Genomic DNA, 15,625 nt, shown 5'->3' with positions numbered 1-15,625 from the left:
CGTGTTTTCTCTTACAGTGAATCGACATTAACGATAACGACAGAGGAATCAACATGACACTTAAAACGGCACTTATTACAGGTGGAGCAACAGGAATTGGTAAGGCCACGGCTAAAAAACTGATTAGCCAAGGCGTGAATGTGGTTATTTCAGGGCGTCGAGAAGAGTTAGCTAGCGGTGCTATAGCTGACATTGAATCCGTTGCCATTAATGGCGCTATCGTTAAGTTTATTCGCAACGATGTGACGGATGAAACAGCTATCCAGCAAATGATTGCACAGGTAGTCTCTGAATTTGGGCGCCTAGATATGGCTGTTAACAATGCAGGTGTCTATAACGAAGCCGCAACGCTTGATCAATCTGATACGAAAAAGTTTAATGAAATGATTGATGTGAATGTGATGGGCGTCTATTACTGCATGAAAAATGAAATTGCTCAGATGCTTAAGCAAGGTGGTGGCGCGATTGTAAACTTAGCGTCTATTGCTGGATTAAACGGTGTACCAATGACGGGAACTTATGTGGCTACCAAGCATGCTGTAGTCGGGCTTACAAAGTCTGCGGCAATAGACCATGCAGTTCAAGGTATTCGTATTAATGCGATTGCACCGGGGGCTATCAGAACAGACATTATCGCAGAGCATATTGCCGCCAATGAAGAAGGGCTTGCAGCCATGCACCCAATTAATCGTTTGGGCTATCCTGAAGAAATAGCTAATGGAATTGCATGGCTACTTTCCGATGAAGCAAGTTTTGTCATAGGGCATACCTTAAATATTGACGGTGGTTATCAAGCCAAATGAGTACTTCAGATCGAAATACACTCCCAGCAGCATTTTGGTTGGGAGTTGATAAATTAGGCGTCAGCCGGTCCCAGTTAGTTCGGTTGGCGGGCTTACCTTTATCAATTGGTCATACTCAAAGTAAAGTATCCACAGCGCAATTTTTTGCGCTGTGGAGTGCATTGGAGCGGCTTAAAAGCGTAGATGTTGGTATTGAACTGATGACGATGTTGGATCGCAGCGTATTGCCACCGTCATTTTTAGTGGCATATCATGCCAGAACATTTCGAGATGCCTTACAACGTGTAGTCCGTTTTAAATCATTATGCGCGCCAGAAGAACTGAAACTCGAAACTGACGAGCCATATATAAAAGTTATTACGCATTGGATTTTTGCAGGAGATTCACCACCACCTTCCCTGATGGATGCAACTTTTAGCTCCATTGTTGCGCTTGGACGTCATGGCACTGAAACACCACTGAAGAACATCAAGCTGGAGCTACGACGAGATAAATCAGAAGCAGTGATGGCCTATTTTCAATGTCCGATCAAATGGAATGCAGAACAAGATGTACTGTATTTGCATACAAGGGAATTAGAGCTGCCTTTTATCAATTTCAATGACGAACTCACCTCCATGCTTGATAACGTATTAGATGAACAATTAAATCAACATCAAGTCAATTCATCTTATACTGAAAAAGTGCGCTGGTTGCTTAGAAAAACGCTGACCGCTGGGCGTCCCGAATTAAAAGCGATTGCCCGCGAACTCGCTATTAGTGAACGTTCGTTACAACGCCAACTCAATAATGAAGGCGGTAGTTTTCAAGCAATTCTATCCGATACTAGGCATGAATTGGCATTGGATTATTTACGTAATGCGAGTTACGAATTAAGTGAAATTGCCTATATGTTGGGCTATGAGGATCAGGCTTCTTTCTTCCGAGCGTTTCAAAATTGGCAGCATATTTCCCCTGCCAAATGGCGTGATGCAGTATTAAAGCAAGGCTAATATAATGAATAACCAAAAAATAAATTAAATGTTTAAGCAAGCCTTTAATATAGTATAGCGCCATCAAGTTATCCGCTTTAAATAATCGTTATTTGTTTACTTCATTAATAAACCAATCAATCACTAACCCGATTGCGGCGGTGGATTTATAATCAGAACAAATATGATACCCACGCCGTGGGGATTTAAGGACAGGATTGAACGCAATTAACTTACCTTCTTCAATTTGTTTATCTAACAAACCTTTCCAGCCAAGACAAAGACCTTGACCAGCAATGGCTGCCTCAACAACAAGCGGGTAGTTTTGGTAACAAAAGATTATAGGTTGATCCGGTATATTAACGCCCAGTGCAGATGACCAGTTGTCCCAGTTTACCCACCTAGGGTCATTTTGATCTTTATGTAAGAGCGGAAGCGATCTCAAATCTCCTAATACTTTACCCGATGAGAGGTTTAATTTTTTAGCCAAATCTGGGGAGCATACAGGAAAAACTTCTTCTTCGATAAGTAGTTTTTCAAACTGATATTGCCCTAATTCATTGCAAAAATGAAATGAGATATCAGAATTTAATGAAAGCATATCCTGTTTACTATTCGTTGGACGAATTTCAAATAGATAGTCTGGGAACTGGCGTTGTAATTCTGTCAACCTTGGCATCAGCCAATAAAAGGCAAAGCCAAAATAGGCGCTAATAGACACCTTTACCTTTGTCTCAATCAAGTTAGATTTTACTTTTTCTAACGAAGATAAAAGCGGACCTAAGCCGTTTTTCATGTCTTTATAAAATCTTTGGCCTGCTTCGGTTGTTACAATCGGTTTTTTAGACCTGTCGAGTAAGATGCCTCCTACATATTCCTCTAACGCTCGAATGCGTTGAGATACTAATGGCTGAGTGATGCCTAATTCTCTTGCTGCACTAGTCATAGAGCCTTTTTTTACAGTCATCTCAAAAGCGATAAGTGCCGCGATAGATGGATAGTCAGTTTCTTTTATCATTAGAGTTCTGCATGTAACACATTAGGGTTTAAGTCTGCCTTGTTGGAAGAATAAAACAGATACTGATGCCAATATATGGGAGGGACAAATATGAAACAAGTAACACTTTCAGTCAACAAAGAGAATAATGCTTTGTTAGGCCAGTTTGATGAGAAGAGCATTGAGCTACCTGCTTTATGGCTTCGAGAGCGCTGTCAAGACGAACTGCACTTAGACAGAGTAACCAAGCAACGTCTTTTCGATCCACATCAACTTCCCGAAGACCTTCGTGTTAAGAAAATAGAGTCTCTATCTGCAGATAAACTGCAAATCTCATTCAGCGATGGTTATGAAGGAACTTATAACATAAATGAATTTGATGCTGATTTTGACATTTGGGATGGGGCGCCAGAACCAAAGCCATGGTTAAGCGATGTCGAGAAATCTAATTTCTATGTGGAATATGATGACCTAAGATCAGAAAAAGGTCTTTTTAATGCACTAAAAACCTTTATAACATATGGCCTTATTATCGTTAATGGCGTACCTGAGCGCTCTGACACTGTCCTAGAGGTCGCCGAATTTTTCGGTCATGTCCGTCAAACTAACTTTGGTAAATATTTTGAAGTCTATACTCGACCAGACTCTAACGATTTAGCCTATCGCTCCGTACCTCTTGGGCCACATACTGATAACCCTTATCGAGATCCCATGCCAGGTATACAGCTACTGCATTGTATTAAAAATGAAACTACAGGTGGATTATCAACACTTGTTGATAGTCTTTCTGTTATAGAGCAGCTACGTAAAGAAGACCCTTATGGCGTCGAACTACTAAGCACAATACCTGTTCGATACCGTCACTTCGATCAAGATGTCGACCTCATTGAGCGCCGCACTATGATTCAGTTGGATTCGGCTGGACGAGTTGAAGGCGTCGCCTACAGTCCCAGATTAGATTTTCTCCCGTTATTGCAACAGGAAGAGCTAAAAGTATTTCACCGAGCACGCAAGAGGTTGGGGCAGTTGTTCTCCGATGAACGCTTTGAATGGCGCTTCAAACTAGAACCAGGCCAGCTTCAAATGTTCCATAACACTCGAGTCTTACATGGTCGAACCTCTTTTGATCCGAGTGAAGGATTTCGCCATTTACAGGGCGCCTATATCGATCTTGATGAGCCTAAAGGGCGTTATTTAGCTCTCAAAAGAAAGCTCTTTGCGTAAACCTAAAACAAGCAGGAGAAAGAAATGGAAAAAGTACAGTTTCGCCAAATGAAAGATGGCACAAAAGAAGAATACGAATTTTTAGAAAAGCATGAACGTGACTATGCGGCGGGCTTACCTGATCGAATTCTTAGTGCCCTTAGAAACCTTGAAAATAGCTTGTCAGGTTATCAAGTAACAAGATTAGGACATTCTTTACAAACAGCAACTCGAGCAGAGGCCGATGGCGCAGACGAAGAGATGGTTCTTGCTGCACTTATACATGACATAGGAGATGACCTTTCTCCATACAACCATTCGCAACTTGCCGCTTCGATTTTACGTCCATATGTACGGCCTGAAGTTACATGGATTATTAATCAACATGGCTTATTTCAAAATTATTACTACATACACTTTTATGGAGGGAACCCTAATGAGCGAGACTACCTCAAAGATCACCCTTGGTATCAAAAATGCGTCGATTTCTGCGAGAAATGGGATCAAGCATCATTCGACCCAGATTACCCTACCAAACCTTTAGAATATTTCGAGCCATTAGTCCGAAAAATTTTCACAAGGCCAGCTTTTTCCGAACAATACGTAGGCTCACAAACAATGGGTAAAAGCTCAGTTGATATAGCTATGTCGGGAGTAGCGATATGAATAAAAATGTCCTAACGTGCAACAACATGCTTGAAGCAATAGGCAATACACCTGTTGTTAAGCTTAATAATATCCTCCCCGCTGGTTGTGCTGATGTTTATGTAAAACTGGAATATTTCAACCCGACTGGCTCTTATAAAGATCGAATGGCAAAAACCATGATTGAAGAAGCCGAAAAGCGGGGAGAATTAAAAGCTGGTATGACGATCGTAGAAGCAAGCGGAGGCAGCACTGGCTCTTCACTCGCATTCGTTTGTGCTGTAAAAGGTTATAAATTTAAAATTATATCATCGAATGCATTTGCCCCAGAGAAATTAAAAACTATGGACGCATTTGGTGCAGATGTAGAAATCATACACAGTGAATCGGGAAAAATTAGTGCTGACCTGATTCCCAAGATGATTAGCCAATCTGATGAATATGGAAAACTTGCAGATTTTTATCCCACCGACCAATTTTCAAATCGAGATGCATTAATTGGCTACGAAGTGATTGGCCAAGAGATCGTGCAACAATTTCCACAAGGTGTTGATGCATTTTGTGGGGCAGCAGGTGTGGCCGGAATGGTGATGGGCGTAGCCAAAATATTAAAGCAAACTAACACTGAAACGAAAGTTTATGTACTGGAACCTGATACTTCTCCAGTTATATCAAAAGGTTATGCTGGTGAGCATCATGTAGAAGGGATCGGTATTGGTTTTATACCTCCCTTCTTAGATGAGCAGCTCTACGACGAAGTGTGGGGAGTATGTGAACTTGAAGGTCGTGAAATGTGTTTAGAGCTTGCCGAGAAAGAAGGCATTCTTGCTGGTACATCTACAGGGCTTAATGTTGTAGCCGCCGTCAAGCTTGCCAAAACGTTAGGTCCCGGTAAAACCGTCGTTACCGTAGCATGTGATACAGGTCTTAAATATATGGCTGGCGGTCTTTTCAATAAATAAGCCAAATCATAGGTGGTGTTTATTGATAAGGATTTTCAGGATACTGATCAACCCCAGTTTTAGCTGGGGTTTTGTTTTAATGATCTTTCATTCTTCATGCTAGAAGCCACTTTGGGAATCTGCGCGCACTGGAGGGCTTTTAATAGAGGGACTTTGTATAAAAGTCCTCGCACAAAGGCGAGAACTTTTACACCTGTCTGAAGCCCAGATTAATCTGGTGCAATTTCGATATAAAATACTAGTCTAACTTGGTAAAAATTCTTTAGACCAACCTAATCCAGCGATGCCGTTGTCGAGCATAGAATTTATTTCTTCTGAAGAGTAATTTACTGCAGTAAGTATTTCGCGTGTAGATTCTCCCCAACGTTCAGCTGGCGTAACGCCAAAAATTTTGGCTTCTGAAGGGCGGATAGCGTATTGATCAACCATAGTAACACAATGACCACTTGGGTGATTCTCATACATGGAAAATGCGAAACTGCCCGAATGAAGGTCAACTTTACCATCAGCTTTTCGAGTGTATTTTGAGCGCAACAATTCAATGGATTGTTGCTCAGCTACTGCTAATCCCGTAGCTCGCAGTTTATTAATCCAATACTCACTTGGCGCATGGCTTAAAGCTTCGCGCAACACCGAATATGGATCGCTTGTATTAGACAGCTCTTCAAGGCCTTCAATAGAGGCCAATTTCGATACGTCTGACTCTAGTGCATCAAGGTAGATCCAGCTGTCGAGGGTTTGATAAAAATGAGAGTATGCATCGTAACCTAAGACGCCGCGACCAGAGGGTTCATTGAAAGGGTCTCGACCTTCGTAATCGAACGCAAATGGAAGCTGTGCAATATTGGTCACAGCTGATAATGAGGTTCGTGCGCGCGCAACGCGGCCTGTTTTAAGTTTGTCATATAAAGCTAACGCCATACCAAGTGCACCAGCAAAACCACAGTTTACATCGAGTGTACCTAGATGAGCATGTTCTTCGGGGGTTTCTGGGCCACCGAATCGACTCATGATTCCGCTGTTTGCTTGGATAATGTCATCATACCCGATGTAGTTTGTTTTAGGCCCAGGACGTGGGCCGCCAAGGCAATCAAGTCGACAGAATAAGACGCCTGGGTGAACCGCTTGTAAGCTTTCATGGTCGAGCCCTAATGTCGCCATTTGACGCTCCGGGGCATTAATAACAACGATATCAACAGACTTAACCAATCGATTAAAGGCTTCACGACCCTCATCTGTCATGATATTAAGTAGGGCGCTGCTTTTGCCGACACTGGTCTGGAAACTAAATAAAGTACCGATCAATGGATCGTACATTGGCTTGACGGTATCCAGCTTAATTACTTCCGCGCCGAAACGTGCCAAACAAGCAGTAGAGTGAGGGCCTGCAATGACGTTGGTCAAATCCAATATGCGTACGCCATCTAACCAACCATTACCCGACGCTGGTTTAATGTCTTGTCCTGTTGGACGTTTTATTTCTTCAGAGCCAGCAATTGTTTTTAGTTCTGCTAGCGCTTCCTCAAATGATACGGCTTTTCGGGCTTTTGGATGGAGAATGGCCTCATCCATGCCTTCGAACCATGTTATGGGCCCTGGCTGTTTCATTACACCATACTCAGGGTCATTTACTTCAACGATAAGACCCGCTTTGTTTGTATGATCGTCGTTCACCCACTCTTGAGTGGTACGGTGTGATGCACCTGGAATTTTTTCTTCACCGAAGATGCGTCCCCATTCCTCAGAAGATTTCTTTAAAAATGCCTCTTTCATTTTCGCAGAGATGATGTCAGCCCACTTTTTAGGCAATGGATATACGCCAATTGATGTTTCGCCGTCCCACTCTGAGATTGGTGCATGTAAATCATTTACTTCAGGTAAACCTTCGGCTAACAAATCATCATAAATACCGAGTACCTTCAATGCACGTTTCGCATGATTGCGGTGAGATGGGCATACGCAATAGAACATACGTCCATCTGCACATTCGTACGTTCGGTAGAATGGGTCTAAGTACTCTTGTAATGCCTCGTAGGAAACATCAAACGGAAGATGGTTGTTACGACGGTGTTCAATTTCATGCTCTCGCATGGTTTTATATCGTTCGGGCAAACCTTCAACGACATATGAGTTGTACGATAGACCTTCCATCATCGCTGCCGCCACAGGAACCTCGATATGATCACCTCGACCACTTTGTTCTCGTTCTCGAAGTGCTAACACTAATGAGGTCGCTGATAATGTAATGGTGTAAGAAGAGCCAAGGGGAAGTGGTGAGAAACTAGGGTTTAAACCCATTAGTACACGGTTGAAGCCCATGTCTGTAAAGGCGCCACATGTTGCTGCCACGATTGCTTCAGTCGCTTTCCATTCTCGACGCAGAGAATCATTGCTAGCAAAACCTGGAATTGACAGTGTGATCAGTTCAGGGCGGTCGGCACGCAATGCTTCAAAATCAATGCCTAATCGTTTCAAGGTTCCTGGTCGGAAACTTTCCAAAACAATATCTGATTCAGCGATTAACGCCAGTGCTTGCGCGCGACCTTCATTCGTTTTTAAGTTCAATTTGACGATGGACTTATTGCGATGCAAAACAGCATTGGCAGGGTGATCCCAACTAGGGCCTAGTGGTGGATCAATATGTATAACCGTTGCACCTAGGTCTGCCATTACCATCGCTACAGCTGGTCCTGCGATCTGTTGACCGAAATCCACTACACGAACGCCTGATAGCGGTAAAGAATTATTCGTCTTCATCACTTACCCTTATTTATCATTATTGAAATGTATATTGGTTACGACTAATCATGAAATGATTAAGTCGCGCTACTAATGAGCTGCCAAATTACTGATTACAGAGGCAGAGTATAGGGTTGGAAAAATAGCGAAACGAACAATTAAAAATCACCCTCAGGACCAAATATTTTTATTTAGTAATAATAAAAATGTAGTCTTAGGGTGTATTTTTATTGTTTTATTTTGAATTTATAAAAATACCGAAATAAAACTATTTTTTAAGCTGTTATTTTTCTCTTAATTTAGATTTTAAAGCTCAATATTAATATAGTGTGTTGTGAGTTTTTGACTGTGTTTTTTCAGAATTTTTTAGTGGAGAGCGATAACATTTTCTCTCTACTCTCGATTATATGTGCTGAGGCTATATTCGAGACGCTGTAGTTGACCAATAATTGTGAGTAATGTACTAGAGATTTTATCTTTACTTGTGATGTTTAAGCTTCTCTTTAATGTTTAAGTTGGTGTGGTTTGTATTGATGTCCCGCTCCCTATTTCTGGGAGGGCTATTTTGGTTGAAAATTGCCACTGTTTTAAAGTCAGCATGTTTATAGTCATGATGGTTTATCCTCTATAAAAGGTGTAAAATCACCATGTGACTTTGGCTATTAAAGTGGTGTGCGTGAAGGTTTTTTTATACTCAATTTCAACCATGAAACAACCAGATAAGTAATAGTATATTCATATTTAAATTCTTGGCGTTATACTACCACGTTAAGGTATTTTTCATTATGTGCATGTAGGGTAACTGCGATGGCTAAAAAAATAAAAAAGAGGTTGCCACCTTTAAACTGGCTTCACTCCTTTGAAGCGTCAGCTAGACATCTTAATTTTACGCTAGCCGCTCAAGAGCTTAATTTGACGTAAGCTGCAGTAAGTCAGCAGGTCAAAGGACTTGAGTCTCAACTTGGTAGTTTATTATTTAAACGGCTTCCACGTAGTTTAGAGTTGACTGATGCAGGAAAAGCGTATTTGCCTGCGGTACGCGAGTCTATTGAGCGGATTTCTATAGTGACTGAAGAGGTGTTTGGGCAGCGTCGTCGTTCGCAACCTCTTACCGTAAAAGTGAGTCTGGTGTTTCTCAATACTTGGCTTACGCCGCGTATTGAGAAATTTCGCCTTAAGCACCCTAATGTAAGGCTGAGGTTTACGAGTAATATTTGGCTAGACTCTAAAGAGCAAACTGACAGTGATTTAGAAATTCGCTATGGTCAAGGTAGGTGGTCTAATGTGCAATCAGAGCGCTTAACATGGGATCATCTTATCCCAGTTTGTTCTCCGAAATTAGTGAATGGTAAACCGATCCCAAGCAGTCCGGGTGATTTAGCCAATTATGAGTTATTACACGTTATTGGTTACGAAGAGGGTTGGGGCTATTGGCTTAAGCAGGCGGGATTTCACGATGTTGAGATTGATGAAGGTATACAGTTTGATACCTTGATCTCCACTTTAGAAATGGCGTCTTATGGTTTAGGTATTGCTTTAGGTCGATCTTCATTGATTCAGCCGATGATTGAAACAGGTAAGTTGATAGTGCCGTTTAAAGAAGCTGTTCCTACGAACGAAGCTTTTTATCTGATTTCTTCTGAAAAGAGTTTTTTGCACCCTGATGCAAGTACGTTTAGACAGTGGCTTCTTGAAGAGGTCAATATACCAAGTAATGATTAATCTTTAATATAGATTGGTTTTTCTGAAATTAAATATTAGGGGGCTCGCTGATTCCTAGTTTAAAATGAAATTCTGTTAATCTTTTTATGGTTTTTAGTCTATTTATAGATGGGTTTTTTAGTCTTAATTCTCTATTATTTTAGTCTTTATGGATGAAGATTATAATCTATTCAGATCTTATTTAAGTATTAATTTGCTTCAATAAAACATATCAAAAGGATTTATAAATATTAATATAGTGAGTGTTTCTTATAGTAGAGTAAATACAAAAGCCATAGCATTAATCGCTATGGCTTTTGAGTCACACACTTAAAAGAGTGATCAGGGAGTGTTTTTTATTTTTTCTCCTTTTAGGGCAACAACAATGCAATAACACATTAGCAGCATCAAAACAGAGAATGGAATTGCGGTCGCTGTAACTCCTGCTTGAAGAGCTGATAAGCCACCTCCAATTAGAAGTACAATGGCAATTAGCCCTTCAACCACTGCCCAGAAAATACGCTGAGGGCGAGGAGCATCAACTTTACCACCAGAGGTAATCGTATCTACAACTAGAGATCCAGAGTCGGATGATGTTACAAAGAAAACCAAAGCTAAGATGATACCTAAAATTGACATTACGCCCGGCATTGGTAATTCATTAAGTAGGCCGAAAACGGAAAGTTCAGGACGGTAGCTGTCGATCACATATTCTTTAACTAAACTGTTAGCAGGGTCAGTGTAAACTTGCTCAAGAGCAATACCACCGAACACACCCATCCAAATAAAGATGAATAAGCTAGGCACTAACAATACACAAACTATAAACTCTCGAACCGATCGACCACGAGATACACGAGCGATAAACATACCCACAAAAGGTGCCCAGCTTACCCACCAAGCCCAGTAGAAGACAGTCCAACCTTGGCGGAAGGCATCATCATCTCGCCCTACAGGAGCTGACAAAGGTATGAATTCAATGACGTAAGTGGTTAAACCTGTCCAAAAGCCTTTCAAACCCACCAACGTTGGTCCCGCAATTAAAACAAAAAGAAAAAACACAACAGCCATGATCATATTCAGTTCAGAAAGCTTTTTTAAACCTCCTTCAAGGCCACGCCACACAGACACTAATGCAACAGCGGTAACAGCCAAAATCACTATTACTTGAGTGGTTGTGGTTACATCAATTCCAAAGACAAAATTCATACCAGCATTGGCTTGCTTTGCACCTAAACCAAGTGAAGTTGCCAAGCCAAATAGTGTAGAGAATACCGCTAAGATATCGATAATATCGCCCCACCAGCCCCAAACTCGATCACCTAAAATCGGAAAAAATACAGAACGAATGGAAAAAGGTAAGCCTTTGTTATATGTAAAAATACCTAGCCCTAATGCCATAATGACATAGACAGCCCAACCATGAATGCCCCAGTGAAGAAATGTTCCTGCAAGACCCATGGCCGATGCTTCCTCAATTGCACCTGCAATCAATGATCCATCTTCGGCAAAAGGAGACGTAATACCAAGAGGAAGCGATACATTGGCATGGTAGACAGGTTCTAGAACACTAAAAAAAAGCAGTCCGATGCCAATCCCAGCCGTAAAAAGCAAAGCAAACCAAGATAAGTAGCTGTGATCTGGTTTTGCATCCTTACCACCTAGACGGACAGCTCCATAAGGTGAGATAGCAAGAAAAACGCAAAATAGAATGAAGAAGTCGACTAAGCTCAAAAAATACCAATCAAGCGTCTTATTCGAAAACGCTACAATTGACTGGAAAATAGTTCCAGCATCTTTTGGAAAAGCTAATGTGAGAATAATGAAAACGAGAGAGGTGAGTGCTGATATAATAAAGACCCTATTATGTATATCAAACCCTAAAGGACCTAGGTTTCCTACTATATTATCTTGACCAACTACATAATCTGTTTTCATGTCACTATGCTTGTTATCAGCCATGTGACCCCCTTAATTTTAACTTAAAGTAGCATAATAAGTTATTAGTTTTCATATATGTTCCTCGTTTATTATTTTGTGACCTATATTTTTATATTAGTGGTTTTTCTTAAAATAATTAGGCCTATAAAGCCAAATTAAAAATCATGGCTATGATGAATAGTGAGCAAGAAGAAGGGTTTTGTAAACCGCTAAAAAACTAATGCTAATCATAAGGATTTCTAATGTATGATGTTTTTATGACGAATGTTTTAACTTGTGTGTTAAGTATTCATAAGGGTATGGCTGAAAAGTTCAGTGATTAAATCTTCCAACTCACCAACAGAATTTAAAGCAGGCTTCTCGAATCCAACTCCGAATATCACTACCTAAATTAAGCGTTGTTTCGTCATTCATTCTCTTCATCGATCTCATTTAGGGGAATTTTGCCAGAGTAGGCCGATAAAGCCTTAAGGTCTCTTTACAAGAGGCGTATGACATAGAGTGCATGATTTTATGCCGGTAAGTTCGTGTCATATTACAGCCTGATCACATATTTCTTAGTGTAAGGATGCATGTGAATGATCATGAGTAAGTTAAAAGGCTGTCAAAAATGACGTAAAAAGTTAAAAAAAAGACGTTTTTGGTATATAAAAATCTAAAAAAATAAAATCTATTGTTTTTTTTAAATGAATTATCAATAAAAATAAAAGTGTCGCTATTTGCAAACTATGTCGTTTTTAATACATTCTAAAAATGATTGAATAAGCCTTATTCTTTGCCTAGAAAACACATGGAAATATAACGAATATCACTCTATTTCAATGCTTTAAAAAACATAAGCTGTACTTATGTGAGCAAATTCAAGTCTCTCGAATTTAATGGTTTTTCCCATAAAAAAACTTTAATTCCATTCTTTTTTGTCTATTTAGGTATTTTTGAACGATTGTCGTGCATATTTTAAGCATGCTATGTTGTTTTGCGAATGCATTGCATTACCTAAAAAATATGTGTTTTTAATCAACACTTTCTTAATATAAAATCATAAAAGGAACCAAATAATGATCAAGAGTAAGAATTTTTTAGTGTTAAGTATTTTGTCCGGTATGGGGTCATTGGGAGTATCTCAATCAGCTATTGCCTTCGACATTAACGCAGGTGATATACAAGCCAATGTGTATGGTTATGCACAACTAAATACGGTTTACGATATTAATGAAGATATTGGGGTTGCTACTCAATCTGGTTCGTTTGCAAAACTAACTGATTCAAATAATGTTGCAGAAGGTGTTTTCGATGCTGATCAACAGTCTGTTATTGGTATCTCTGCCCAACATAAAGATGGTGCTAAAGTCGTTGTAGAGGGTCACTTTCGTGGAGGTACATTCTCTATTCGTCAAGCGTACGGTTCTTATGAAAACTGGACAGTGGGTCGTACTTGGTCAAACTACAATAGCTGGACTGGCTGGACTCCTACAGTAGACATCGATTCCACAGCAGGTATTGCAGGTGTTCAAGACCGTGTTGAACAAATTCGTTATACCGACGGAGGTTTGTCTCTCGCTCTAGAAAAAGACTACTTTCCAAATGTTAACGATGGATCATCAGACTGGAGTGCTAGCACCAAAACCAGTCTGCCTACTTTCACGGCGCGCTACGAAGGCTCTGCTGCAGAGGGTGTTAACTTTGTAGTTGCTGGTATGGGCAGAATGCTAACGCTTGATGACGGCACAACTGATGAATCAACCATTGGTTTTGGCGCATTTTCTGGTGTAGATGTAAACATGGGAGCAGTAACACTACATGCCGTTGTTAACTATTCTGATGGCACCAACAGTTACCTATACCGTTCAGGTGCTGATTATACTGGGACGGATGCCTACCTACACAATGGAGATCTAGAAACAGTCTCTGCCTGGGGCGGCTCAATCGGCCTATCCACTAAGATCGGCGAAGGCGACTTTAATATCGTGTATGGCAAAGTAAAAATGGACCTAGACGATATGAATAATGACCTAGGTAACGTTGGCGGTAACAACGAAGCTAACTCCAATGCATTTGTTAACTACATTTGGTACCCAGTGAACAATGTCACCATGGGAGTTGAACTTGGTTACTTCAAGAGTGATTACTTCGATGGTAGCGATGCAGACGCAACTCGCTTAATGTACACGGCTAAATTCAGCTTCTAAAATAGATGCATCGTTAAGGGAAATGGATACCTTCCTTCACTCCCCTGAAGAGATAGGTATCAAAAATAGAGTTTTTTTATACCGAGAAGGCTGTTATATGCTTTCTCGGTTTTTTTAATTGCGATTAGAAAAAGTCGCGCCTTTAATTAATTTAAGCGTCTATTTATCTCAACTTAATCTGCGCTCTATAGACAAGTTACCGAATATCAGAAAATTACCAAGCCATATATAAATGCAGAAGATGGCACCTTTAGTGTGGCTGTTTTTTATGGCTGATCATCAAAGATAAACCGTAAGAGGCAAAGCTCAACGCGCCAAAGCTCGCCATCACGATTAAAAGCGAAGCGGGTGTTCCGTCAAAAAGAAGTGACGTGATGTAGGTGCTGATTGAGCCCAGCGCAAATTGCATTGCGACCAATAAGCCTGCTGCGGTGCCAGCTCGCTCTGGAATAATGGCAAAGAGTGTTGCTAAGCAGTTGGCGCCAATGGAACCTGTGACGCTGATAAACAGCATGCTGGAGGCGATAAATAATAGGGCGATGTCAGCATAAGATACGCTTATTAATGCCATTAGGCACGCGGAGATCGCCGAAACAGTGATCGCAAAACGGAGAGCTGTTTCAGATGACGCACGTGTCAGCAGCTGTTTGTTTATCACCGTCATAACGATAATGGCACCAATATTGGCTGAGAACAGCAGGCCGTAAGTGGATTCGCGGTAGCCAAAGTATTCGATGTAAACAAAGGCCGAGGCTGCAATAAACGCAAACATGCCGGCAAACGAAAAGCCATTGGTCAGGATAAGTAACGTTACTTTTGGCTCGCTGAAACAGACTGCATATGAGCTTAGATAGTCTTTGATGCTGGGCGGTTTCGTCGTGTCCCGTTGCGGCTCTTTGATGATGAGCGCGATAGCGACGAAAGCGAAAACTGACACGGCAGCCAGTAAATAGAAGATCCAACGCCAATCCAGCGTATTGACGATAAAGGCGCCTAACAGTGGCGCGAAGATCATCACGATCATTGAAATAATATGCATGCTCGACAAAATACTGGCCGCTTGCTGATGGTCAAAGTAATCGCGGACCAAGGCTCTGGCGAGTACCGCCGCTGCAGCAGCGCCTAGGGACTGTAAAGCGCGTAAGAGTACCAACGATTCCGCATCTTGAACCATGGCGCAGCCAAGGCTTGTGAGGGCATAGGTGAAAGTACCAACCAATAAGATCTTCTTACGCCCAAGTTGATCGGAGAGTGGGCCAATGATCAGCATGCCAATAGCCATGCCGACTAAAAACGAGGTAATACTGTACTGCACCATTTGTTGACTGGCACCGAGATTCTTAGCAATCTCAGGCAAACTGGGTAAATAGGTATCAATGGACAAGGGGCCAAATGCGACAAGATAGCCCAGTAAGGGAATTAACCAAAAAGAATGTGTACGAGTCATATGCCGTCCTTATAGAGATAAAAAAGC

Annotated in this window: 11 protein-coding genes and 1 pseudogene; 8 read left to right on the top strand and 4 right to left on the bottom strand. The window is 41.1% G+C overall.

Annotated features, from left to right (window positions below):
- The first annotated feature begins 53 nt into the window (after positions 1-53).
- Together AYW76_RS06985 and AYW76_RS06980 are read left to right on the top strand one after the other, a co-directional pair.
- Positions 54-803, top strand: a complete 750-nt coding sequence (locus tag AYW76_RS06985; protein WP_067217679.1) for an SDR family NAD(P)-dependent oxidoreductase — start codon at positions 54-56, stop codon at positions 801-803.
- Positions 800-1,795 carry an AraC family transcriptional regulator gene (locus AYW76_RS06980; protein WP_067217675.1) on the top strand — a complete coding sequence of 332 codons (996 nt, stop codon included), beginning with the start codon at positions 800-802 and terminating at the stop codon, positions 1,793-1,795. The genes AYW76_RS06985 and AYW76_RS06980 overlap by 4 nt, the downstream gene beginning before the upstream one ends.
- 88 nt (positions 1,796-1,883) lie before the next feature.
- On the opposite strand, the gene AYW76_RS06975 is transcribed toward AYW76_RS06980, so the two are convergent.
- Positions 1,884-2,792, bottom strand: a complete 909-nt coding sequence (locus tag AYW76_RS06975; RefSeq protein ID WP_067217673.1) for a LysR family transcriptional regulator — start codon at positions 2,790-2,792, stop codon at positions 1,884-1,886.
- 90 nt (positions 2,793-2,882) lie between these two features.
- Here AYW76_RS06975 and AYW76_RS06970 point away from each other — a divergent pair, with 90 nt between their 5' ends.
- The 3 genes from AYW76_RS06970 to AYW76_RS06960 are packed head-to-tail and all read left to right on the top strand — an operon-like array spanning position 2,883 to position 5,581.
- On the top strand, positions 2,883-3,995 hold the full coding sequence (locus AYW76_RS06970) for a TauD/TfdA family dioxygenase (RefSeq protein WP_067217670.1): 1,113 nt from the start codon (positions 2,883-2,885) through the stop codon (positions 3,993-3,995).
- Positions 3,996-4,019: 24 nt separating this feature from the next.
- Positions 4,020-4,640, top strand: coding sequence for an HD domain-containing protein (locus AYW76_RS06965; RefSeq protein WP_067217666.1), 621 nt, complete (start codon positions 4,020-4,022; stop codon positions 4,638-4,640).
- Entirely contained in the window at positions 4,637-5,581 is a 945-nt protein-coding gene (locus AYW76_RS06960; RefSeq protein ID WP_067217663.1) for a PLP-dependent cysteine synthase family protein, read from the top strand. Before AYW76_RS06965 ends, AYW76_RS06960 begins: the two co-directional genes overlap by 4 nt.
- Positions 5,582-5,824: 243 nt before the next feature.
- Here the strand turns inward: AYW76_RS06960 and AYW76_RS06955 are convergent, their stop codons facing one another.
- Positions 5,825-8,338, bottom strand: a complete 2,514-nt coding sequence (locus tag AYW76_RS06955; RefSeq protein ID WP_067217659.1) for a CoA transferase — start codon at positions 8,336-8,338, stop codon at positions 5,825-5,827.
- A gap of 918 nt (positions 8,339-9,256) precedes the next feature.
- On the opposite strand from AYW76_RS06955, the pseudogene AYW76_RS19595 reads away from it, so the two are divergent.
- Positions 9,257-9,328, top strand: a pseudogene (locus AYW76_RS19595) (hypothetical protein); the annotation flags it as partial.
- A gap of 57 nt (positions 9,329-9,385) precedes the next feature.
- Positions 9,386-10,042: a LysR substrate-binding domain-containing protein gene (locus AYW76_RS06950; protein ID WP_331709439.1), complete on the top strand. Its 657-nt coding sequence runs from the start codon at positions 9,386-9,388 to the stop codon at positions 10,040-10,042.
- A 321-nt stretch (positions 10,043-10,363) separates the two neighbouring features.
- Here AYW76_RS06950 and AYW76_RS06945 read toward each other — a convergent pair whose 3' ends face one another.
- Complete coding sequence (locus AYW76_RS06945) at positions 10,364-11,983, bottom strand: BCCT family transporter (protein WP_067217656.1); 1,620 nt, start codon at positions 11,981-11,983, stop codon at positions 10,364-10,366.
- A gap of 1,037 nt (positions 11,984-13,020) precedes the next feature.
- Between AYW76_RS06945 and AYW76_RS06940 the strand changes: the two genes are divergently transcribed.
- Entirely contained in the window at positions 13,021-14,151 is a 1,131-nt protein-coding gene (locus tag AYW76_RS06940; RefSeq protein ID WP_067217653.1) for a hypothetical protein, read from the top strand.
- A 250-nt stretch (positions 14,152-14,401) separates the two neighbouring features.
- On the opposite strand, the gene AYW76_RS06935 is transcribed toward AYW76_RS06940, so the two are convergent.
- Positions 14,402-15,598 (bottom strand): multidrug effflux MFS transporter, encoded by a 1,197-nt coding sequence (locus AYW76_RS06935; protein WP_067217650.1) that lies wholly within the window; start codon positions 15,596-15,598, stop codon positions 14,402-14,404.
- Positions 15,599-15,625 lie beyond the last annotated feature (27 nt).

This window comes from Marinomonas gallaica, from assembly GCF_001639745.1.
In the GTDB taxonomy this organism is placed as follows: domain Bacteria; phylum Pseudomonadota; class Gammaproteobacteria; order Pseudomonadales; family Marinomonadaceae; genus Marinomonas; species Marinomonas gallaica.
The sequence above is the reverse complement of the archived record's forward strand: the minus strand, read 5'-3'. Positions and strand labels throughout refer to the sequence as shown.

What these genes read in the sequence shown, in the direction of transcription:
- AYW76_RS06985 (WP_067217679.1), top strand. Translation starts at nt 54, where the DNA reads ATGACACTTAAAACGGCACTTATTACAGGTGGAGCAACAGGAATTGGT.
- AYW76_RS06980 (WP_067217675.1), top strand. Translation starts at nt 800, where the DNA reads ATGAGTACTTCAGATCGAAATACACTCCCAGCAGCATTTTGGTTGGGA.
- AYW76_RS06975 (WP_067217673.1), bottom strand. Translation starts at nt 2,792, where the DNA reads ATGATAAAAGAAACTGACTATCCATCTATCGCGGCACTTATCGCTTTT.
- AYW76_RS06970 (WP_067217670.1), top strand. Translation starts at nt 2,883, where the DNA reads ATGAAACAAGTAACACTTTCAGTCAACAAAGAGAATAATGCTTTGTTA.
- AYW76_RS06965 (WP_067217666.1), top strand. Translation starts at nt 4,020, where the DNA reads ATGGAAAAAGTACAGTTTCGCCAAATGAAAGATGGCACAAAAGAAGAA.
- AYW76_RS06960 (WP_067217663.1), top strand. Translation starts at nt 4,637, where the DNA reads ATGAATAAAAATGTCCTAACGTGCAACAACATGCTTGAAGCAATAGGC.
- AYW76_RS06955 (WP_067217659.1), bottom strand. Translation starts at nt 8,338, where the DNA reads ATGAAGACGAATAATTCTTTACCGCTATCAGGCGTTCGTGTAGTGGAT.
- AYW76_RS06945 (WP_067217656.1), bottom strand. Translation starts at nt 11,983, where the DNA reads ATGGCTGATAACAAGCATAGTGACATGAAAACAGATTATGTAGTTGGT.
- AYW76_RS06940 (WP_067217653.1), top strand. Translation starts at nt 13,021, where the DNA reads ATGATCAAGAGTAAGAATTTTTTAGTGTTAAGTATTTTGTCCGGTATG.
- AYW76_RS06935 (WP_067217650.1), bottom strand. Translation starts at nt 15,598, where the DNA reads ATGACTCGTACACATTCTTTTTGGTTAATTCCCTTACTGGGCTATCTT.